This window comes from Ectopseudomonas chengduensis, from assembly GCF_900102635.1.
Classification (GTDB): Bacteria; Pseudomonadota; Gammaproteobacteria; order Pseudomonadales; family Pseudomonadaceae; genus Aquipseudomonas; species Aquipseudomonas chengduensis.
Genome location: NZ_FMZQ01000001.1, coordinates 1 through 20,976, shown reverse-complemented (window position 1 = coordinate 20,976; position 20,976 = coordinate 1). Strand labels below are relative to the sequence as shown.

19 protein-coding genes are annotated in these 20,976 nt (G+C 61.7%); 10 read left to right on the top strand and 9 right to left on the bottom strand.

Going from position 1 to position 20,976, the window contains the following annotated elements; all coding sequences use genetic code 11:
- The 8 genes from BLS08_RS00095 to BLS08_RS00060 all read left to right on the top strand — a co-directional run bounded on the left by BLS08_RS00095 (window position 1) and on the right by BLS08_RS00060 (window position 9,579).
- Window positions 1-1,020 (top strand): hypothetical protein, encoded by a 1,020-nt coding sequence (locus BLS08_RS00095; RefSeq protein WP_017676120.1) that lies wholly within the window; start codon window positions 1-3, stop codon window positions 1,018-1,020.
- Window positions 1,017-3,005, top strand: a complete 1,989-nt coding sequence (locus tag BLS08_RS00090) for a vWA domain-containing protein (protein WP_017676119.1) — start codon at window positions 1,017-1,019, stop codon at window positions 3,003-3,005. The genes BLS08_RS00095 and BLS08_RS00090 overlap by 4 nt, the downstream gene beginning before the upstream one ends.
- Window positions 3,006-3,015: 10 nt before the next feature.
- Window positions 3,016-3,729, top strand: coding sequence for an ABC transporter ATP-binding protein (locus tag BLS08_RS00085; RefSeq protein WP_017676118.1), 714 nt, complete (start codon window positions 3,016-3,018; stop codon window positions 3,727-3,729).
- A complete protein-coding gene (locus BLS08_RS00080) occupies window positions 3,716-4,942 on the top strand; it encodes an ABC transporter permease (RefSeq protein WP_017676117.1) in 1,227 nt (408 codons plus the stop codon). The genes BLS08_RS00085 and BLS08_RS00080 overlap by 14 nt, the downstream gene beginning before the upstream one ends.
- Window positions 4,932-6,488, top strand: coding sequence for a formylglycine-generating enzyme family protein (locus BLS08_RS00075; protein WP_017676116.1), 1,557 nt, complete (start codon window positions 4,932-4,934; stop codon window positions 6,486-6,488). The genes BLS08_RS00080 and BLS08_RS00075 overlap by 11 nt, the downstream gene beginning before the upstream one ends.
- 45 nt (window positions 6,489-6,533) lie before the next feature.
- Window positions 6,534-7,226 carry a hypothetical protein gene (locus BLS08_RS00070; RefSeq protein ID WP_017676115.1) on the top strand — a complete coding sequence of 231 codons (693 nt, stop codon included), beginning with the start codon at window positions 6,534-6,536 and terminating at the stop codon, window positions 7,224-7,226.
- Window positions 7,227-7,371: 145 nt separating this feature from the next.
- Window positions 7,372-7,863: a hypothetical protein gene (locus tag BLS08_RS00065; RefSeq protein WP_017676114.1), complete on the top strand. Its 492-nt coding sequence runs from the start codon at window positions 7,372-7,374 to the stop codon at window positions 7,861-7,863.
- 78 nt (window positions 7,864-7,941) lie between these two features.
- Window positions 7,942-9,579, top strand: a complete 1,638-nt coding sequence (locus tag BLS08_RS00060; RefSeq protein ID WP_017676113.1) for a VWA domain-containing protein — start codon at window positions 7,942-7,944, stop codon at window positions 9,577-9,579.
- 102 nt (window positions 9,580-9,681) lie between these two features.
- Here the strand turns inward: BLS08_RS00060 and BLS08_RS00055 are convergent, their stop codons facing one another.
- From BLS08_RS00055 to BLS08_RS00015, 9 genes are all read right to left on the bottom strand, one after another.
- Window positions 9,682-11,637, bottom strand: a complete 1,956-nt coding sequence (locus BLS08_RS00055; RefSeq protein ID WP_017676112.1) for a DUF7844 domain-containing protein — start codon at window positions 11,635-11,637, stop codon at window positions 9,682-9,684.
- Complete coding sequence (locus tag BLS08_RS00050; RefSeq protein ID WP_017676111.1) at window positions 11,634-11,954, bottom strand: DUF2388 domain-containing protein; 321 nt, start codon at window positions 11,952-11,954, stop codon at window positions 11,634-11,636. The genes BLS08_RS00055 and BLS08_RS00050 overlap by 4 nt, the downstream gene beginning before the upstream one ends.
- A 146-nt stretch (window positions 11,955-12,100) precedes the next feature.
- Window positions 12,101-12,424, bottom strand: coding sequence for a DUF2388 domain-containing protein (locus BLS08_RS00045; protein WP_017676109.1), 324 nt, complete (start codon window positions 12,422-12,424; stop codon window positions 12,101-12,103).
- An 83-nt stretch (window positions 12,425-12,507) separates the two neighbouring features.
- Window positions 12,508-12,711, bottom strand: a complete 204-nt coding sequence (locus tag BLS08_RS00040; protein ID WP_017676108.1) for a DUF1127 domain-containing protein — start codon at window positions 12,709-12,711, stop codon at window positions 12,508-12,510.
- 224 nt (window positions 12,712-12,935) lie between these two features.
- Complete coding sequence (locus tag BLS08_RS00035; protein WP_017676107.1) at window positions 12,936-13,151, bottom strand: DUF1127 domain-containing protein; 216 nt, start codon at window positions 13,149-13,151, stop codon at window positions 12,936-12,938.
- A gap of 358 nt (window positions 13,152-13,509) precedes the next feature.
- The gene (locus BLS08_RS00030) at window positions 13,510-14,946 is read right to left on the bottom strand and encodes an NAD(P)(+) transhydrogenase (Re/Si-specific) subunit beta (protein ID WP_017676106.1); all 1,437 of its coding nucleotides are present in this window, start codon (window positions 14,944-14,946) and stop codon (window positions 13,510-13,512) included.
- A gap of 3 nt (window positions 14,947-14,949) precedes the next feature.
- Window positions 14,950-15,261: an NAD(P) transhydrogenase subunit alpha part 2 gene (locus tag BLS08_RS00025; RefSeq protein WP_017676105.1), complete on the bottom strand. Its 312-nt coding sequence runs from the start codon at window positions 15,259-15,261 to the stop codon at window positions 14,950-14,952.
- A gap of 11 nt (window positions 15,262-15,272) precedes the next feature.
- Complete coding sequence (locus tag BLS08_RS00020) at window positions 15,273-16,394, bottom strand: Re/Si-specific NAD(P)(+) transhydrogenase subunit alpha (RefSeq protein WP_017676104.1); 1,122 nt, start codon at window positions 16,392-16,394, stop codon at window positions 15,273-15,275.
- A 468-nt stretch (window positions 16,395-16,862) separates the two neighbouring features.
- The gene (locus BLS08_RS00015) at window positions 16,863-17,759 is read right to left on the bottom strand and encodes a LysR family transcriptional regulator (RefSeq protein WP_017676103.1); all 897 of its coding nucleotides are present in this window, start codon (window positions 17,757-17,759) and stop codon (window positions 16,863-16,865) included.
- Between the two features lie 179 nt (window positions 17,760-17,938).
- Here BLS08_RS00015 and BLS08_RS00010 point away from each other — a divergent pair, with 179 nt between their 5' ends.
- The gene (locus tag BLS08_RS00010) at window positions 17,939-19,117 is read left to right on the top strand and encodes an acyl-CoA dehydrogenase (RefSeq protein ID WP_017676102.1); all 1,179 of its coding nucleotides are present in this window, start codon (window positions 17,939-17,941) and stop codon (window positions 19,115-19,117) included.
- Between the two features lie 56 nt (window positions 19,118-19,173).
- On the top strand, window positions 19,174-20,397 hold the full coding sequence (locus BLS08_RS00005; protein WP_017676101.1) for a CaiB/BaiF CoA transferase family protein: 1,224 nt from the start codon (window positions 19,174-19,176) through the stop codon (window positions 20,395-20,397).
- The last annotated feature ends 579 nt before the right edge of the window (window positions 20,398-20,976 follow it).

Sequence of the window (20,976 nt, the reverse complement as noted above, 5' to 3'; positions counted from 1 at the left end):
ATGTTGAGAATCGAACTGAAGGCAGCGCAGAGCGGCCAACCTGGTCATGGAGAGCTGACCGTACATGGTTGGCAGGAGGGCAGTGACGCCCTCGAACTGACCGTGCAGCGCAATCAGGATGGCCGCTACCTCGGTGAAAACGGCGAATGGGATACGAGCCCATCCTGGCATACGCTCGATGGCTTGAACCTGGTTGATGAAAAGCTCAGTGGCGAGGTCGGCCCCTGGCTGATCGACCCGTTGATGCTTGATCCTCAGATGGCCTACATGCTGCAGCTGCGTAACGAGGACGGCAGCGACAAGGGTGTGCTGCGCATCCTTGGCAGCATTCTGTCCTCCAAGGCAGCAGGTAACTCGACGCATGACGAAAAGAAGGTTGAGCGCAAGGCCCAGCCGGTCATCGTGCCGGTTTTGCCAGAAGTACTGCCCGAGCCGCCTGCGCCTGAGCCCGAGGTGATTTCAGCACCCGCGCCTGAGCCGGTGGTTGTCGAAGCGCCGCCTGCTCCATCACCTCAGACCCCGGTGGCAAAGAAAGGCAGCAAGCTTCCGCTGATCCTGATCACCATACTGCTCATCCTGGCCCTGGCAGTTGCGGCCTGGTGGTTCCTGCTGCGCACGCCGTCGACCGATATCGCGCCAAGCGACACGCCGGCTTCAGTGGTAGGGGCGATGGCCGCGTGCAGTTCGCAAGCCCTATCTGATGCCAGGGAGGATCTGTCTTTCATCCAGGCCTGCCTGAAGTCCAATCCGTCCAGCGAACAGGTGCTGGAGGTGATCGCCGTTGCCAAGGATGCCAAGCGCTGTGGCGTGGTGCAGCGTCTGTATGCGCACAAGGCGCAGTCGGGCGATGCCGCCATTGCCTATGCCTATGCCCGCGAGTACGACCCGGCGCATTATGCCAGCGGCGGTTGCATCGAAGCGGCTGACGCTGAGACTGCGATGTATTGGTACGAGATTGCCGTGAACAACGACCCGGACAATCAGGACGCCAGCCAGCGGCTGGAGGAGCTGAAGAAATGACCGTGCGCACCGCCCCGGGCGTCAAACTGTTGTTTGCCGGCCTGCTGCTGAGCGCAGCAGCGCCACTGATGGCGGCAGACAAACCGCTGCTGCAGGAAGGCAAGAAGACCCTCTACCAGCGCGTGCTGACCACGCCGACCTGCCAGCTTGGCGATAGCGCTGGCGCTAGTGGCGGTAAGGCGCAGCCAGCATTCACCCGCTTTTACGTGTACCAGCGTGAGCAGGCAGGCAACACCGAGTGGCTGAAGGTCGGCCCTGACAGCTATGGCAAGACCGTCGGCTGGATTAAGGGCGACTGCGCCGTTCCGTGGAAGATGCAGATGACCCTGGCCCTGACCAACCCGGCCGGTCGTGATCCGCTGCTGTTCTTCCGCAACAAGGACAGCCTCGAACAGCTCTTTGCCAAGGACGACCCGGCGCCACTGCTCAAGCCGATCCTGGCCAACATGAAGGCCAATGGCCGTGATCCGGCGGTGGCTGCCCGCGAGCCGGATTACGCGGTGGATCTGACGAAGAATTTCTACCTGTTGCCGGTGCTGGAAGCCGAGGAAACCTTCACCGAGAAGGGTTTCCAGGTGCGCCTGCTCAACGTCGCTTCGGTGAGTGCGGCGGAGTCGGCCGACAAGGAGGGCGCGGACAAGAACGCCACGGCAGATGCCAACACCCTCAAGGGGTTCAGCGCCGCCGTGGTGTTCGTCATCGACTCGACCATTTCCATGGGGCCGTACATCGACCGTACCCGTGAGGCGGTCAAGCGTATCTACGACCACGTCGAGCAGGAAAAGCTGCTGGATCAGGTCAAGTTCGGTCTAGTCGCCTACCGCTCCAGCACCAAGGAAGTGCCCAAGCTTGAATACGTCAGCAAGATGTACGTCGACCCGAGCACGGTCAAGGACGGTAAAGACTTCCTGGCCAAGGTCGCCGAGCTCAAACCGGCAACTGCGTCCAGCAGCAGTTACGACGAAGACACCTACGCCGGCGTGATGCAGGCGCTGGATCAGGTCAAATGGAATGAGTTCGGTGCACGCTACATCGTACTGGTTACCGATGCGGGCGCAGTCGATGGTGACAGCAAGCTGTCGTCCACTGGCCTGAACGCCGAGCAGGTGCGCCTGGAGGCCAAGTACCGTGGCGTGGCGATCTACAGCCTGCACCTGAAGACCCCGAGCGGCTCGAAGAACCATGCCTCGGCCGAGGCGCAGTACACGGATTTGTCGACCAACGCTTTCCTCAATAAGCCGCTGTACTACCCGGTGGATGCCGGCAACGTCGAGAGCTTCGGCAAGATGGTCGACAGCCTTGGCGATGCCATCACTGCACAGGTCAAGGCGGCCTATCGCGGCGACATGGCGGCCGGTAGCGCGCTGGGGGCCGATGCGGAGTACGCCAAGGCGAAATCCGGCAAAGGTGGCGATACCGCCCTGGCCGAGGATGCCGAGCTGCTCGGACACGCCATGCGCCTGGCCTACCTCGGCGAAAAGACCGGTGCCAGTGCGCCGCCGGTGTTTCAGGCGTGGATCAGTGACCGTGACTTCGTGCGTCAGGATGTACCCACTACCGACGTGCGTGTGCTGATGACCAAGAGTCAGCTCAGCGACCTTAGCGATGTGGTCAAGCAGATCGCCGATGCTGCTAACGAAGGCCTGATCTCGCCCAGCGACATGTTCGAGCGCCTGCGTTCGGTGGCCGCGACCATGGGCAAGGATCCCAACCAGCTCAAGGACAAGACCATCAAGGTCGCCGACATGGGCCTGATGGCTGAATACCTTGATGGCCTGCCTTATCTCAGCGAGGTGCTCAGCCTCGACGAGGAAACCTGGAAAGGCATGGAAGGGCTTGAGCAGGAGAAATTCATTCGGCGCCTGAACACCAAGCTCAAGTACTACCAGCGCTACAACGCCGATGCCGACCGCTGGGTATCCCTGGCGCCGGGCAGTGACCCACGCGAGCACGTTTACCCGGTGCCGCTGGAGGCTTTGCCTTAGGACTTGGGTCATGTTGCATATCGAGGACATGCGCATTCGCCGGGGTAGCGACTACCAGATCGTCTTGCCGCGCCTGATTCTTGGCCGTGGCGAGGTGGCGGCAATCACCGGCGCCAGCGGTTGTGGCAAGAGCACGCTGCTGGAAATGATTGGTCTGATCCTGCGTCCCGATGGGCTCGGCCAGTTCCGTCTGGGAGATGCCGATGGGCTGGATGTTGCCGCGCTGCTGCGCGATGACCGCCAGGCGCAATTGGCTGATATTCGCGCTCAGCGTTTGGGCTTCGTGTTGCAGAGCGGCGGTCTGCTGCCGTTTCTCAGTGTGCGGCAGAATATCGAGTTGCCCCGGCGCATGCTTGGTCTACCTGGCAAGAGCGAGTTGGTCGACGAGGCCATCTCTCGTCTGCGCCTGCAACCCTTGCTGGGCAAGTTGCCGGCGCAGCTGTCTATCGGCGAGCGCCAGCGGGTGTCTTTCGTCCGCGCGATCGCCCATGAGCCCGACCTGCTGCTGGCCGACGAGCCGACCGCAGCGCTCGATCCTCTGCAGGCGCAACGCTTGTTCGAGCTGATCATCGAAATCGTCCAGCGTTTCCAGATCGCCGCGTTGTTGGTTACCCACGACTGGGATCTGGTGCGCGATTGTGCGATCCGCAACATCGTCGGCACGCTGCAGGGTAGTGCCGTCGATGCCAGCGCCGACGGCACGGTGTTCCATGACGCGGCCTGAGACTCGCCCCCGTCTGCGTTTGCTGATCGAATTGGCAGCGCGTGACCTGTGGCACGACCGCAAGGTGTCGCTGTGCATCGTCGCCTCGCTGGTGGCGGTGATCGCGCCCCTGCTGTTGTTGTTCGGCCTCAAGCATGGCGTGGTCTCGCAGCTCAATGATGAGTTGCTCAGCGACCCGCGCAACCTCGAAGTGCGCATGCTCGGCAACTATGACTTGGCCGGCGGCTGGTTCGAGCGTTTGCGTGCCCAGCCCGGCGTAGGCTTCGTCATCCCGCTGACCCGTTCGCTGAACACCCAGGCCGACCTGCAGCGCGACAGTCAGCATTTTGTCGCTAATGCCGAAGTCATCCCGACAGCCAGTGGCGATCCGCTGATCGCCGCTTTGCCGTCGCCCGCGACGTTGGAGCAGGTACTGCTCAGCGCCAGTGCGGCAAGCCGACTCGGCGTGCAGGTCGGCGATACGTTGCGTCTGCTGGTGCTGCGCAAGCTCGATGGCAGCAACGAGCGTGGCGAACTGACGGTGACCGTGGGTGGGGTGCTGGAGAACAGCGCCTTTACCCGGCCGGCGGTGCTGGTGCGCCTTGATCTGCTGGTGGCGATGGAAAATTTTCGCGATGGTTATGCCGTGCCGATGTTCGGCTTCCTCACCGGCGAGGTGGCGCCGGTGCGCGAGCGCTATGCCCGTGCGCGCATCTACGCCCGGGGTCTGGATGATGTGGCCAGCATTGCCAATTGGCTTGATGGCGAGCGCATAGAGAGCAGCACGCGGGCGCGTGAGATCGAGTCGGTCAAGGCCATCAGCCATGTGCTCGGCCTGATTTTCGCGGTGATCGCCTGGACCGCGGTGATCGGTTGCGTGGCCTCGCTGGCCGGGGCCTTTCTCGCCAATATCGACCGCAAGCGCAAGGATCTGGCGCTGTTGCGTCTGCTTGGTTTTCAGCGTTCGGCTGCTGGCGCCTACGTGATGGTTCAGGCGGCGCTGCTCACCTGTTTGGCTTTTGCTTTGGGCTACGCTGCCTACCTGGTCGGCAGCCATGTATTCAATACGGCGCTGGGCGCCAACCTGGCCGACGACGGCTTCGTCTGCAAGTTGGAAAACATTCATATTTTGCTGGCCTTCGCCAGTGCATTGCTGATCGCCATCGTCGTGGCGGCTGTAGGAGGGTTTCGTGCGATCCATATTCAACCGGCTGAAAGCCTGCGTGACCTCTGAGCAGGCCTTGCTGGCAGCGGCGACGTTGCTGGCGCTGGGCAGTCTGCCGGCCCAGGCCGCTTGGGAGGAGAAGTACTACAATCCCAAACCGCTGGCCGATGACGTGATCCTGCCGATGCCGTGCGAGGGTTCGTTGGTGCTGCGTAAGGTACAGGTTCCAGTCGCCAGCCCGATGGGTGACTATGGCGTGACCCTCGGTCAGGACAGCGACGAGTGGGGCTACATCGAGCAGGCCCGCCCCAGCTACATCGCCGGTAGTTTCACGGTGCAGAAACCGGAACCGGGGCGCTATTACCTGCTGGCCAAGTACGAGTTGAGCGAGCTGCAATACCAGGCAGTGATGAACGATACCTGCCCGACGCCTTCGACCAAGCTGCGCCTGCCGCAGGTCGGCGTCAGCTGGTTCGACGCCACTGCCTTTGCCGACAAATACAGCCTGTGGCTACGTAAGAATGCCGCTGCCAAGCTGCCCAAGGAGGATGGCGCAGCGGGCTTCCTGCGCCTGCCGACCGAGGCCGAGTGGGAGTTTGCCGCACGTGGCGGCATGGCCGTTTCCCAGTCCGAGTTTCGCGATATTCGTTTCCCCACGCCGGATGGTGGGCTCGGTGCTTATGCGTGGTTCGCTGGTGCGCAGTCGGCCAATGGCAAGCTGCAACTGACCGGTTTGCTCAAGCCAAATCCGCTGGGTCTGCATGACGTTCTGGGCAACGTCGATGAGATGCTCTTCGAACCCTTCCGCCTGAACAAGCTCGATCGCCAGCATGGCCAGGCTGGCGGCTATATCGTGCGTGGCGGTAACTACCTGACGCCGCAGGCTGAGCTGCGCACCGCATTGCGTCAGGAACAGCCTTACTACGCCAGCGCTGGCGAGCAGAACAAGCTCAAGACCGGCGGTGTGCGCCTGGCCCTGGTGGCGCCGGTGCTGACCTCGCGCGAGCGCATCAAGCAGGTCGAGCAGGACTGGAAGAAACTCGGTACTCCGGCAGCGAGCAAGGCCACAGGCAGCAAGGACAACAAGGATCCGGTCGCGGAAATCGCCAGCATCGCCAGCGGCGTGCAGGATGACGCGCTCAAGCAGCAACTGGAAAAGCTGCGTGGCGATCTGCGTGCCAACACCCAGGCACGTGACGAGCAACGCGACCAGGCGATCCGCTCCGAACTGCAATTGGGTGCTTTCCTCTGCACCAAGCTCAAGGACGACGGCATGTTCCTCGATACTCTGGAAGGCAACTACAAGCGTAGTTGTGGAGCAGGTGAAGATGACCAGATGAGCCGCTGCGATGCGCGCAAAGAGCAGCTCGAAGGTCATCGCAAGGTGCTCGACTTCATGCTCAACTACTATGCCGACACGGTGGTCAGTGGTGCGCTCAACTACACCTCGGCCACCGTCGAGCCGCAAGTCAGTGTGGTGGCTCAACAAATGGCGGCGCGCAGCAAAAGCAACCTGCGCAGTTACCTCGACACCCACTGGAAGAATCTGAATAGCTACATGAAAAGCGGCAAAGTGGCGCGCAGTCAGTGGCTGGAATCCTGTAAATCCATTTAAGCGAAGGGCATGGACATGAAAGCAGTAGCGTTGTTGGATCAACGGATGAAATGGGTCGTTCTGGGTCTCGCTCTCGTATTGACTGGCTGTCAGACCACCGGCACGACGCCGGCTGCCAATCAGGCGCCGGTCGACCCACGGCTGGCCAACAGCAGTTCGGCGCAGTTCTTCAGCAAGTCGGGTTGGCAAGCCTGTGCCGGTGGCGCGGTGGTCGGCATGCTCGCCTGCCAGCTGGGTAACCCGAGCAAGAAGGCTCAGTGCATGGTCGCTGCCGGTCTGGCTGGCTGTGGCGTGGGCATGGGCGCCAACTATTATCTGGATAACCAGCGCAGCCAGTATGCCAACGCGGAAGACCGTCTTGATGCGACCATCGCCGACGTGCGCAAGGACAACCAGGAGCTGCAGATGCTCAGCGATACCGCGCGTAGCGTGATCGCCGATGACAAGCGCAAGATCGAGCAGATCAAGCAAGACATCGCCGCCAACAAGGTGCAGAGCGCCCAGGCGCAGAAGCAGCTCGCCGAGATCGATGCCAACACCGCCTACCTGAAGAAATCCCTGGCCGACGTACGCTCCAAGCAGCAGGAGTGGACCAAGGTTGCCGCCGCCGAGCGCAACAATGGTGCCCGTACCGATACCTTGGATGCGGAGATCGGCAAGATGCAGAAGCAGATCGCGCAACTGGAGTCGGAAATCGACCAGCTGTACCAGCAGCGTTCTTCGATCCGGCTCGGTTAAGAGTCTGTTCGCGACCTGAACAGACTCCGGGAAACTCTCGGTCAACATGACAGGTAGGGTGCGCTGTGCGCACCTTTACCGACCTTTTCGGTGTGCGCGGCACACTCTGCAGCGACAGCCTAATCAGGCTCCAAGGAATACGTCCATGCCTCCACTTCGTTCTTTTGTCCTACTGGCTGGCGTCGCCATGCTTGCCGGTTGTGCCGTCAGTTCGCAGGAATGCGACCCGCGTAATGCCGATGCCGGGTTCGCCACCAAATTCGGTTGCAAGACCCAGGGCGTCTACGCCCAGCGTGTCGAGGAGAAGGAAAAGATCCTGCTCGACGAGCAGAAAACCAACCAGTTGTTCCGTGATGTCTATGCCGCTATCGAGCAGGAGAAAGCGTCGGTTGGCAAGGATCTGGCGACCCAGCAGGCGCAGTACGCCTCCTTGAACAAGTCGCTGAACGCCCTGCTTGGTGAACTCAAGAATAAGGCCAAGGGCAACCGGCGCATCGAGGCAGAAATTGCTGCGCTGGAGAACGACCTGAAAAATATCAACCAGCAGGAGAATCCGGCCGTGCTGCAGAAACAGGTTGAGCTGCAGAAGCTGCGTAGCAAGGTTTCCAGCCTGGAAAGCGATCTTGGCCTGCGTTGATCATTGCCGTTACACCTGCATGCCGGTCGTTCCGCCAGCAGGCTTTTCCCTGACTACCTAAGCAGGAAGCTGACCGCCATGAAGCGAATCTCCCGCCTGTCCTCCCAAACCCGTAGCGCGGCAGATGCCCTGGCCGGTCATGGCGAACTCACGCAGATCCTGCGCCGGCACCTGCCGCCGAGCACGGCGACCCTGTACGCCAAGCCGAAGCAGGCCGAGGGTGATATCGTCGAATGGTATTCGGATCTTGGCGGCCAGCCGGTACCGTTCAGTCAGTTGGATGAGAAGGAGGCGGCGCAGGTGCGCCACCTGCTCGACGAGCGACTGGCTTCTATCGAACAACTGGCCAGCCAGCTCGATGCACAGGGTGGCGATGGTGTACGCCAGGCGGCTCTGTTGCGTGAAGCGGCCCGTTATCCCGACACCTCGACCCTGTATTCGCTCAATGGCCAGCCGCTGGTGACCTTCTGGGGCGGTGGCCAACCCCCAGCGCCACCGATCACGCCTGTTACCGCGGAAGCTGGTGCGTTGCCGCCAGGTGCAGCAGCCGTGGTCAGCGAGGTGCCACGCAAGCGGCGCTGGTGGTTGTGGCTGCTGCTTGCCCTGCTGTTGCTGGCCCTACTAGCGGCGCTCTGGTGGTGGCTGTTCTGTCGCGAGCCGGAAACCCCGCCTGTGCCAGTCGAGTCTCCGGTGGCCGAAGAGCCGGCCGTGCCTGAGGAGGTTCCATCCGAGCAGGAGCCAGTGGAAGAGGATCCGGTGGTCGAGGAGCCCGAACCCGAGCCGGAAATTCCGCTGCCACCGCCGATTCCCGAGCCCAAGCCTGAACCAAAACCCGAGTCCAAGCCGGATCCTGCCGAGCTGCTGAAAAAACGTATCGATGGCATCGCCCGAGACTGTTCGGCCCTGCAGAAGATGCAGCGCGAAGAGCCGTTGCTCAAGGACAACGCCGCTCTGCGCGAGCAGGTCGAGCAGAACTTGGCGAAGAACTGCAAGGAGCAGTTGATCACTAATGCCAAGAACCTTTGCCCCGATGAGCGTCCGAAGGAGTTGGCGCCGGAGATGGTCATTGTCTTCGATGCTTCCGGTTCCATGGATATCAGCATGCTGGCCACACCCAAGGAAATCGAACAGGCAACGATGGTGCAAGGGGTTGCCAATATCGCCACGCAGCTGCTGCTTGGAACCAATGCCCCGAACACGATGGGCCATGTATTCCGTGAACCCAAGCGCATCACCACGGCGCGCGAGGCGACTATTGGCGTGGTGCAACAGTTGCCCAGTGATGCCAACGCCGGACTGGTGCTGGTGGAGAGCTGTCCGGGCGCCCGCAGCGTCGGCTACTTCGGTCCTGACCAACGAGCAGATCTGCTGTCACGCCTGCGCACCGTGACACCGGTACAAGGCACGCCTCTGGCCGATGGCATCGCCAAGGCCGGACAGATGCTCGATGGGGTCAACCGCGAGTCGGTGATGCTGGTGGTGTCCGATGGCGAGGAGAGTTGCAACCAGGATCCCTGTGCGATAGCCCAGGCCTTGGCGCGCAGCAAACCGCACTTGAAGATCAACGTGGTCGATATTCTCGGCACCGGTGCCGGGAATTGCCTGGCGGCGGCGACCGGGGGCAAGGTGTTCACCGCGCGCAACGTCAATGAGCTGCAGATCATGACCAATCAGGCTGCGCAGGACGTGCTGCCGCCAGCACACTGCAAGCGCTAAGAACCAGGGCGGGCGCAAAGGGAGAGCAAGGCCAGGCTTTTATAGCGACGAGCCTGCTCACCCTCGCGCTACGGACAATTCCGATCTGCGCCAGCATGTGCCTTACGGCAGCTCCAGCCCGCCACTGGCCTTGTGCAGGGCGCGCAGGTGTTCGCCCAGCGTCACCAGATTGGCCTCATTGGCTTCCAGCTCGGCCAGGCGCTCGGGTTGTAGCAGGTTGCGCACTTCGCCATCGAGCTCGTCGCTGAGCTGGCGCAGTTGCTGCTGACGCTCACGGCTGCTGATTTCGAGGCGCTCCCATTCCTGCTGTTGTGGCAAGCCGTAGCCGCCTTCGAGCAGTTCGGCCGGACGGCTGAGGAAGCCGCTGTTGGCCAGTATCTGTTCCAGCGCGGCGCCGGCCTTGTTCAGGCTCGGATCGCCAGCGGCGCGGCCGGTCAGGTAGCGACGCTTGAGTTCGTCCTGAGCCAGCAGCAATTGCCTGCGCAGTGCGGCTTGCTCCAGCAACAGCAGGGCTGCGCTGGCGCGCAGGTCGGCCTTGGCGAACCAGTTGCGTCGCGTTTCGGCAGGTTGTTCCAGCCAGGTTTCGACGCTGTCCTGAGTGATTGGCAGGCGTTCGCGCAGGACGCGGAACATGGCCTGGTAACGTTCGCGGAAGGAGTCGAAGCGATAGCCCAGGCGCAGCGCCTCGCGCGGGTCGTCGAGCACTGTGGTGTCGGCCAGCCCGCGTGCATCCATCAGTTCCAGCAGGCCGTTGGGCAGGATGCTGTCGAGGGCATGCAGGCGCGGATTTCCGGTACCGCTGCGTAGCAGCTTGAGGGTTTCCACCGCACAGTTGTTGGAGACGAAGTAGTAGTCACCGTCATAGCTCCAGTGCTGTTCGGCGGCGCGTACCACCAGTTGTTCGACCTCGTCGCGCGACAGGCGCAGCGGTACCGAGGCCAGGCTGCGCAGCTCGACCTTGGTGTATTCATCAATCACCTGCTCCAGCGGCAGCACGAACAGGCGTGAGGGGTAGACGCCGGTCAGGCCATCCCAGCTCGACAGTTGCAGGTCGCCGACGAAGGCACGGTAGGACAGCACCAGATGGTGGTCGAGATCCAGGCGGCAGTCCGGGCCACGTGGCCGGCCTGGTGCGCAGACCACCAGGCGCAGCATGCTGTGGCCCCAGCGGCTCATCCAGGCATCGTTGGCTTCAGCGAGCAGGTAGTCGGCTTCATACACACGCTCAGGGTCGAGGCGCCCCAGTGGCTGCAAGGCGAAGTCGCGCCCGGCATTGAGGTAGGGGTAGTCGTTGCTGCAGTTCTCGCTGGGCGGCGTCCAGTCGAAGTGCTCACGGAAATAGCGCGCCAGCGAGGGGCGGCGGCAGGCATAGCTGGGGTCGAGCAGAAAGTATTCGAGGTTGACCGCGACGAACTCCAGCGCATTGGTCAGCTCGTAGCTGTCCGGGCTGCGTGCGACCTGGCCGTTGTCCAGATCGCGCGCGCCACGCTGGCCGACACGTTGCGGCCAGCCAGCCAGATCGAGCAGGCGCGGGTCGTCGCTGAGGGTGAAGCGGCGCTCGGTCTGGCCACGACAATCCTCCGGCAGCCCAACCGGGCCCATGGAGCTGACGCGCTGTCGGCATTGGCTGATGTGGCGGCGCTCGGCCGCAGACCAGAGGCGGGCGCGGTCGTAGAGGTGGGTCAGTTCATGCAGCAGGGTGGCCAGCAGTTCCTGGCGCTGGGTGCCGTGCGGGCGACCGGTGCGATTTTCTGCCGCCGAGCCGTCGACCAGCTTCGGCAGTAGCTCGGCGTTAAGCTCGATGCCGCTGAAGCGACCGACCTGGCCGTAGATATCCGAGGGCAGTCCGGTACGCCAGCTGACCCTCACTTCTCGGTCCAGTTGCTGGGCGAAGCGCGGGGGCAATGCGGCCATTGCCTCGTCCAGCAGGGCCTGGCTCGCCTGGCGTTCGGCTGCGCCTAGAGCGCTGTCGTCCAGCGTCAGACGCAGCTGCGCCTGGGCGAAGCCTGCGGCCAGCGCCAGCAGCGCACCGCAGCACCAGGCGGCGAGGTGGGTCACAGAGCGAGAATGGCTTCGGCCAGTTGCAGATCGCTGGCAGCCTGCGCTTGCGGCAACTGCTGGCGGATGGTCTGCAGCGCAGCTTCCAGTTGCGCACCGCGAATCTCACCGGCGCTGGCGACGAAGCTGGCGGCATCGTCACGGGCCTGCACCACGGCTTTCATATCACGCAGCGAGGTGGTGGTGTCGGACGTGAAGTTGATGCTGCGATCCAGGGCGCGCACCACGATGTTGCTGGTGGCGACCACGGTTTGCGCCTGAGCGATACCGCTGAACAGGGCACAGGCGGCGACGGCGATGACGAATGAACGACGCATGATTAAGGAGCTCCGAGAACTGCAGAACGGACGATTTGACGTGGACAGGCCGGCGCGGTTCCCCGCGACCAGGCAAGTAGGCGAAGTTTACGGGGCCATGCAGCGTCGGTCAGCAGCGAGCTTATCGATAGACGTGTGCAAAGTTTTCACAGGCTGAGGATGGCCTGAGCCAGGGCCAGGTCATCCGCTGTCGCCAGCGCGGCGTCATGACGGCGAATGTGCGCCAGGGCCGCTTCGAGTCGTACGCTGCGGATCGCGCCAGCGCTGGCGACGAAACTGGCGGCGTCATCGCGCGCCGCGCGCAGCTGTTTCATGTCGCGCAACGAGCTGGTCGCGTCCGAGGTGCCCTCGGCAGTGCCGGCCAGGGCGCCTCCCAGAGTATCGGTCGTCGCGACCAGGCTGCTGGCACAGGCGGTGCCTGCCAGCCCTAATGAAAGGAGCGCTGCAATCAGGGATTTCTTCAGGTGCATATAGGGTAACTCCGGTAGGGCGGGGCGCTGTTCTGCCCGCATCCGCAGCTTAGCCCAACGGCATTCCTAGCTCCATTACTGGCTCAGCGCCAGAAGGGCTTGGCCAGTTCCCGCTCACGCTCCGCTGTGCTGATGCCGGCGTCAGCCAGTTGTTGCTCGTTGAGCAAAGCAAGCTGCCGACGGGTACGGCGGTTGCGCTGCCAGTAACGCAGCGTCGAGTAGAGACCGAGCCAGTGCAGGGTCTTGCCGTGTGCAAGTTGCGGGAGTGGTTCGTGAGTGCGGTCCATGGCGTTCTCCTGTCGAGAGACAAGGGTGGCAGCTCATGTTCTCGCAAGCGCTCTTAGGCGAGCAGATACAACCGGGGGGAATTGTGCGGGGGCAGCGGCGGTTTTATGGCAACTGTACTGCTCGCTCGGGCGATGACTGTTGCAGATAAAACGAAAGCCCCACCGCAGCAGAGACGGTGGAGCTCTCAGAAGATCCCAACTTGGGATGGAGCAAAGCGGGGGTGTTAACGCCAGAACGGCTTCTGCAGTTCGACGTAACGCTGATTTTCGCTAATGCCGGCGTCAGCGAGCAGGCGGGCATCCAGTCGAGCCAGTTGACGACGGCTGACGATGCGGCGCTGCCACAGGCTGAGGGTGGCGATAACGCGGAGCAGCCAGGCCGATTTGTCGCTGGCAACGCTGTGAGTTTGAAGCAGGGCGGAACTGAGGGTACGTTCCATGGTGGTCATCCTTCCGCTTGTGGCGGCGCTGGTGTTTGCTTTCGATGGGCACATTATCCCGAGCGCAGTGGTGGCTCAGTAGTCACAGCTGGATGAAATTGTCGTGCTATTAGATAGGTTGCTTTGTAACTGTTCGGTCAGGAATCGATATTACTGTACTGGCCATAAGTGAAAAGACTGGGTGCAACCGACTTGAGCGAGATTTTTCACTGGGTGCAACCCAATTAGATTGGTCTTTCAAGCAGTACAGTTTGAAATTGATTTGTCGCGATGATTGACCTGAAAATCAGCTTTTTTGTTGGTTACATAAGCAGGAAACCCGGCGCATGGCCGGGTTTCCTGTCTGACCGGTCAGGGCTTATTCCACGGCCTTGACCATGTCCTCGATTACCTTCTTGGCGTCGCCGAAGACCATCATGGTCTTGTCCATGTAGAACAGTTCGTTGTCCAGGCCCGCGTAGCCGCTGGCCATCGAGCGCTTGTTGACGATCACGGTCTTGGCTTTGTAGGCCTCGAGGATCGGCATACCAGCGATCGGCGACTTCGGATCGTTCTTCGCCGCCGGGTTGACAACGTCGTTGGCACCCAGCACCAGCACCACGTCGGTCTGACCGAACTCGGAGTTGATGTCCTCCATCTCGAACACCTGCTCGTACGGCACCTCGGCCTCGGCCAGCAGTACGTTCATGTGGCCAGGCATACGCCCGGCGACCGGATGGATCGCATACTTCACGGTCACGCCGCGATGAGTCAGCTTCTCGGCCAGTTCCATCAGTGCATGCTGGGCACGCGCCACGGCCAGGCCGTAACCGGGCACGATGACCACGGTGTCGGCGTTGGTCAGCAGGAAGGCGGCGTCGTCGCTTGATCCCGACTTCACGCTGCGTTGCTCCTGGCTGCCGCTGGCTGCCCCGGCATCTGCATCGGCGCCGAAGCCACCGAGGATGACGTTGAAGAACGAACGGTTCATCGCCTTGCACATGATGTACGAGAGGATGGCGCCCGAAGAGCCGACCAGGGAACCGGCGACGATCAGCATCGAGTTGTTCAGCGAGAAGCCGATACCGGCCGCCGCCCAGCCCGAGTAGCTGTTGAGCATCGACACCACCACCGGCATGTCGGCGCCGCCGATAGGGATGATGATCAGCACGCCGATGACGAACGCCAGCGCCACCAGGATGGCGAACGAGGTGATGTCGCCAGTGAAGGTGTAGACCAGGCCCAGGCCGAGAATGGCCAGCCCGACGGCCAGGTTGAGCAGGTGCTGGCCCTTGAAGACCACCGGCGCGCCCTGGAACAGGCGGAACTTGTACTTGCCCGACAGCTTGCCGAAGGCGATCACCGACCCGGAGAAGGTGATGGCGCCGATGGCTGCACCGAGGAACAGTTCCAGGCGGTTACCGGCCGGGATCGGGTCGGCCATGCCGGCGACGATGCCCAGAGACTGTGGTTCGGCCACCGCGGCAATGGCGATACATACCGCTGCCAGGCCGATCATGCTGTGCATGAAGGCGACCAGCTCCGGCATCTTGGTCATTTCCACGCGCTTGGCCATGACCGTGCCGATGCTGCCGCCGACCAGCAGGCCGGCGATGACGAAGCCCAGGCCCTGTAGGGCCAGTTCGCTGCCCAGCTTGTGGATCAGGCCGACCGTGGTGACGATGGCGATGCCCATGCCGACCATGCCGAAGACGTTGCCGCGTCGCGACGAAGTCGGGTGCGACAGGCCCTTGAGCGCCTGGATGAAGCACACCGAGGCGACGAGGTAGAGAACAGTGATCAGGTTCATGCTCATCGATTACTTCTCCACCTGGGCCTTCGGGGCCTTCTTCTTGAACATTTCCAGCATGCGCCGGGTTACCAGGAAGCCGCCGAACACGTTGACCGCAGCCAGGGCCACGGCCAGGGTGCCCATGGTCTTGCCCAGCGGAGTGACGGTAAGCGCGGCAGCCAGCATGGCGCCGACGATCACGATCGCCGAGATGGCGTTGGTCACGGCCATCAGCGGGGTATGCAGGGCCGGGGTGACGTTCCACACCACGTGGTAGCCGATATAGATGGCCAGCACGAAGATGATCAGGTTGTAGATGCCGTCGGAAATCAGATCCATGTCCCTACTCCTTAGCCGTTCTTGCGCACGACTTCGCCGGCATTGCACATCAGGCAGGCCGCGACGATGTCGTCTTCGAGGTTGAGCTGGAACTGGCCTTCCTTGTCGATCACCAGCTTGAGGAAGTCCAGCAGGTTGCGTGCGTACAGGGCGGAAGCGTCTGCCGGCACCAGTGCCGCCAGGTTGGTGTGGCCGACCAGGGTCACACCGTGCTTGACCACTACCTTGTCGGCTTCGGTCAGCGGGCAGTTGCCGCCCTGGGCTGCTGCGAGGTCGATGACCACGGAGCCCGGCTTCATTTCGGCGACCGTTGCCTCATGCAGCAGCGTCGGTGCCTTGCGACCGGGAATGAGTGCCGTGGTAATAACAATATCGGCCTGTTTGGCGCGCTCGTGTACGGCCTTGGCCTGACGCTCCATCCAGGACTGCGGCATCGGTCGGGCATAGCCGCCCACGCCTTGGGCGCATTCACGCTCTTCATCGGTCTCGAAAGGCACGTCGACGAACTTGGCGCCGAGAGACTCGATCTGCTCCTTGACTGCTGGACGCACATCGGAGGCCTCGATCACCGCACCCAGGCGCTTGGCCGTGGCGATGGCCTGCAGACCGGCAACGCCGGCACCGAGAATCAAAATACGCGCGGCCTTAACGGTGCCGGCAGCAGTCATCAGCATCGGCATGAAACGTGGATAGTGATGGGCTGCCAGCAGCACGGCCTTGTAGCCGGCGATATTGGCCTGCGAGCTCAGTACGTCCAGGCTTTGCGCGCGGGAGGTGCGCGGTGCGGCCTCCAGGGCGAAGGCAGTGACGCCGCGAGCATTCATGCGCGCGATGGTCTCGTTGCAGAACGGGTTGAGCATGCCAACCAACACCGCTCCGGCTCTCATATGAGAGAGCTCGGCGTCGGTCGGTGCGACCACCTTGAGCACGAGGTCTGCGCCAAACGCGGCAGCGTCGTTGCCAATGGTCGCGCCAGCAGCCTCGTAAGCGCTGTCTGGAATGCTGGCGCTGATGCCGGCGCCGGCCTGGACGGTCACCTGATGACCTTGGCCGACCAGCTTCTTGATGGTCTCTGGGGTCGCGGCAACCCGCGTCTCCCCGGCATAGGTTTCGAGAGGAACACCGATGTGCACTTCTAATCTCCTGCGTGATCTTTTTTGTGAACCGGGGCACTGCGCTGGCGCGCCGGCGATTGGGGATCAGCACATAACCCGCCGGAGGTGGCGAGCGCGGCGATTGTGCAATCGAACGCAAACCCTTACAAGAAGTTATGGAGTAAAAAAAATGCATTACTACAAGTAATGGGTCTATGAGGGATTTTTATACTGTGTGCAGCCCGCGCAGATTCGGGCCGACAGCAGATTCTGCGCAGCTTGTAGGGCAGTATAGGCAGTCACGCGCTGGATGACCGCTGGTCGAATCGGGAGGAGTGTGGAGAGTAACGAACAGTCCGTTCAGAATAGTGCTATAGCCCGAAAGTAGTGGTTGCTGTGCACTTTTCCTGGAAAGGCATATGTAGTGTGACCGCTTGTTCGCTACGGGTTCTGTCTCTGGGCGTAACTATTCGCTGCGGGCTAAAAGCGATCATGCTCCGGCGATGATCATGCGCCTCGGTAGGCATCGGCCTGGGCCAGGAGCCAGTCTCGAAAGGCCTTCAGTGCCGCTGACTCGGCCTTGCGTTCCGGCACCATCAGATAATAGGCGCGGTCGTTGTTTGGTACAGCGCGGTCGAGGGCAATCACCAGGCTGCCCTCTTCCAGTTCGCTCTGGATCAGAAAGGGTGGGATCAGGGCGATGCCCATTTCATGTTGAGCGGCCTGCGCCAGCATGGAAAACAGTTCAAGTCGCGGGCCGGTCATGTCGCGGGCCACATTCATGCCTTGGGCGGCGAACCACTGGCGCCAGGCATAGGGGCGTGTGGTCTGCTGCAGCAGCGGCAAGCTGGCGATGCGTTCGGCGTCGACTGGGGCATCGCCCAGCAGCGCCGGGCTGCACACCGGTAGCAGGTGCTCATGCATGAGGAAATGGGCTTCGGTGCCCGACCATTCGGCGTCGCCGTAATAAATGGCGGCATCGAAGTGAGTGTCGGCGAACAGGAAGGGGCGTGTGCGGTTGGTCAGGTGCACCGTCACCTCAGGGTGCAGTTGCTGAAAGGCACGCAAGCGTGGCAACAGCCACTGGGTGCCAAAGGTCGGTACCACCGCCAGCTCGATGCTGGTGGTGCCCTGGTTGCCCATCAGCGCCAGGGTGTCGCGCTCAACTGCATCGAGCTGCGCTGCCACCTTGCGACTGTAAGCAACGCCCGCTTCGGTCAGCACCACGCCGCGCCGGGAGCGGCGAAACAACTCGACATTGAGAAAGCTCTCCAGTCCGCCGATCTGCCGGCAGATCGCGCTCTGCGTCAGGTTCAGTTCGTCGGCGGCCTTGGTGAAGCTCTGGTGGCGAGCGGCGGATTCGAAGGCGACCAGGGCAGCGGTGCTGGGTATCTTGCGACGCATGTATGCAAAAGCCTCACTCGTAAGCGATAGGTTTAGGTGAATAAACTATCTCGGAGTGAGAAGAATGCACAGGTCTGTGCAGATTCTGCGTTTGTACTCTGCTCGAGGCCGGCCTAGGATCAAAGCATTCGGGGTTGGCTGGACCGACCGCTCACTTCACCGCTTCGAGGTTTCTCGCAATGGCCAAGGCAAGCTTCAACTGGATCGACCCGCTGCTGCTCGATCAGCAACTGACCGAAGAAGAGCGCATGGTGCGTGATAGCGCCCAGCAGTTCGCTGACGACAAGCTGGCGCCCCGCGTGCTGGAAGCCTTCCGTCATGAGCAGACCGATCCGAAGATCTTCCGCGAAATGGGCGAAACCGGCTTGTTGGGCGCGACGATTCCTGAGGCCTACGGCGGCAGTGGCCTGAACTACGTGTGCTATGGCCTGATCGCTCGTGAAGTGGAGCGTATCGACTCCGGCTACCGCTCGATGATGAGCGTGCAGTCCTCGCTGGTGATGGTGCCGATCAACGAGTTCGGTAATGAAGCGACCAAGCAGAAGTATCTGCCCAAGCTCGCAAGTGGCGAGTATATCGGCTGCTTCGGCCTGACCGAGCCGAACCACGGCTCCGATCCCGGCTCCATGGTCACGCGCGCCAAGAAGGTCGACGGTGGCTACCGCCTTAGCGGTAGCAAGATGTGGATCACCAACAGTCCGATCGCCGATGTCTTCGTGGTCTGGGCCAAGGACGATGCCGGCGAGATTCGTGGCTTCGTGCTGGAGAAAGGCTGGGAAGGGCTGTCTGCTCCGGCCATCCACGGCAAGGTCGGTCTGCGCGCGTCGATCACCGGCGAGATCGTCATGGACAACGTGTTCTGCCCGGAAGAGAACGCCTTCCCTGATGTACGCGGCCTGCGCGGCCCGTTCACCTGCCTGAACTCCGCCCGTTACGGTATCAGCTGGGGCGCACTGGGCGCCGCCGAGTTCTGCTGGCACACCGCGCGCCAGTACGTGCTCGATCGCCACCAGTTCGGCCGGCCGCTGGCGGCTAATCAGCTGATCCAGAAGAAGCTGGCCGACATGCAGACCGAGATCACCTTGGCTCTACAAGGCTGCCTGCGCCTCGGACGAATGAAGGACGAAGGCACTGCTGCGGTGGAAATCACCTCGATCATGAAGCGCAACAGCTGCGGCAAGGCGCTGGATATCGCCCGCATGGCGCGCGACATGCTCGGCGGTAACGGCATCAGTGACGAGTTCGGCATTGCCCGTCACCTGGTCAATCTTGAAGTGGTCAATACTTACGAGGGCACCCATGACGTGCATGCGCTGATCCTCGGTCGCGCGCAGACCGGCATTCAGGCGTTCTTCTGAAGGCTCGCACCTCTCACTGATCCATGGTGCGCGTGGCGCACCCTACGGAGAAGCCCATGTCTGGTGCTCTGTCCCATATCCGCGTGCTTGATCTATCCCGCGTGCTGGCTGGCCCTTGGGCCGGACAAATATTCGGTGACCTCGGTGCTGAGGTGATCAAGGTCGAGCGTCCAGGTTCCGGTGACGACACCCGGCACTGGGGGCCTCCTTATATAAAGGATGCTGAGGGTAATGACTCGCGTGAGGCGGCCTACTTTCAAAGTGCCAATCGCAACAAGCAGTCGCTGACCCTGGATTTCACCCAGTCCGAAGGCCAGCGCCTGGTGCGTGAGTTGGTCGCGCAGTGCGATGTGCTGCTGGAGAATTTCAAGGTCGGTGGTCTGGCGGCCTATGGCCTGGATTACGAGTCGCTGAAGGCGATCAACCCAAGGCTGATCTACTGCTCCATCACCGGTTTCGGTCAGAACGGTCCCTATGCCAAGCGCGCCGGCTATGACTTCATGATCCAGGGCCTCGGGGGGCTGATGAGCCTGACTGGGCGCCCGGAAGGTGAGGAGGGTGCCGGCCCGATGAAGGTCGGCGTGGCCCTGACCGATATCCTCACTGGTCTCTACGCGACTGTGGGTGTGCTGGCCGCGCTGAATCAGCGTGAGCAATCCGGTGTGGGTCAGCATATAGATGTGGCCTTGCTTGATGTGCAGGTCGCCTGTCTGGCCAATCAGGCCATGAACTACCTGGCGACAGGTGTATCACCCAAGCGCCTGGGCAATGCCCATCCCAATATCGTGCCCTACCAGGATTTCCCCAGTGCCGATGGCAACTTCATCCTTGCGGTGGGTAACGATGGGCAGTTCCGTAAGTTCTGCGAAGTGGCGGGTATTGCGAACCTTGCCGATGACCCGCGCTTTGTCACTAACAAGGCCCGGGTTGCCCATCGTGCCGAGCTGATCCCGCTGTTGCGCCAGGCCACGGTATTCAAGACCACCGCGCAGTGGATCGAGCAGCTGGAAAAGGCCGGCGTGCCCTGTGGGCCGATCAATGATCTGCAGCAGGTGTTCGCCGACCCTCAGGTACAGGCGCGAGGTTTGCGTCTCGACCTGCCTAATGCCCTGGGCAGCAGTACGCCGCAGGTCGCCAGTCCGCTGCGCCTGTCTGCGACGCCAGTGGCCTATCGTTCGGCTCCGCCACTGCTGGGCCAGCACACCGAAGCCCTGCTGCAGAGATTGCTGGGCATGAGTGAAATGCAGATTGCCGAGCTGCGCGAGGCAGGGGTGATCTGAGCCTCTGTATATAGGTGGGAGGGTAGTTGATCCGATTTACGCAATTATTTGCATGTCAGGGGTTTACAGCTCGCCGTGCTCAGGTAGAATGCGCGCCACTTCAGCGATGAAGCGCTTCAAAAACTGCTTGTTAATCAATAAGTTAAGTTGACTGAAGGGCTTGCAAAGCTGGATCTGGCGTGTAGAATGCGTGCCGGTCGATAGGGTGGTGGTTTGATCCTGTTGGTGGTTCGGTCGAATGGATCGAAAGCGGTTTGAAAGAGGTGGTTGACAGCGGTTTTGAACGCTGTAGAATGCGCCTCCCGCTGGAGAGAAGAAGTTCTGATCGAAGGCGCAAGTGGTTGAGTAGAAAGAAGTTTCTCCGGAAACAAAGTCGAAAAACAGCTTGACAGATAGAGAGGCTGCTGTAGAATGCGCGCCTCGGTTGAGACGAAAGGCTTAACCAACTGTTCTTTAACAACTGAATCAAGCAATTCGTGTGGGTGCTTGTGAGGTAAGACTGATAGTCAACTGATTATCAGCATCACAAAGCAACACTCGTTAATTCGAGAGTTACCTTTCATTAATTTGAAAGTTTTG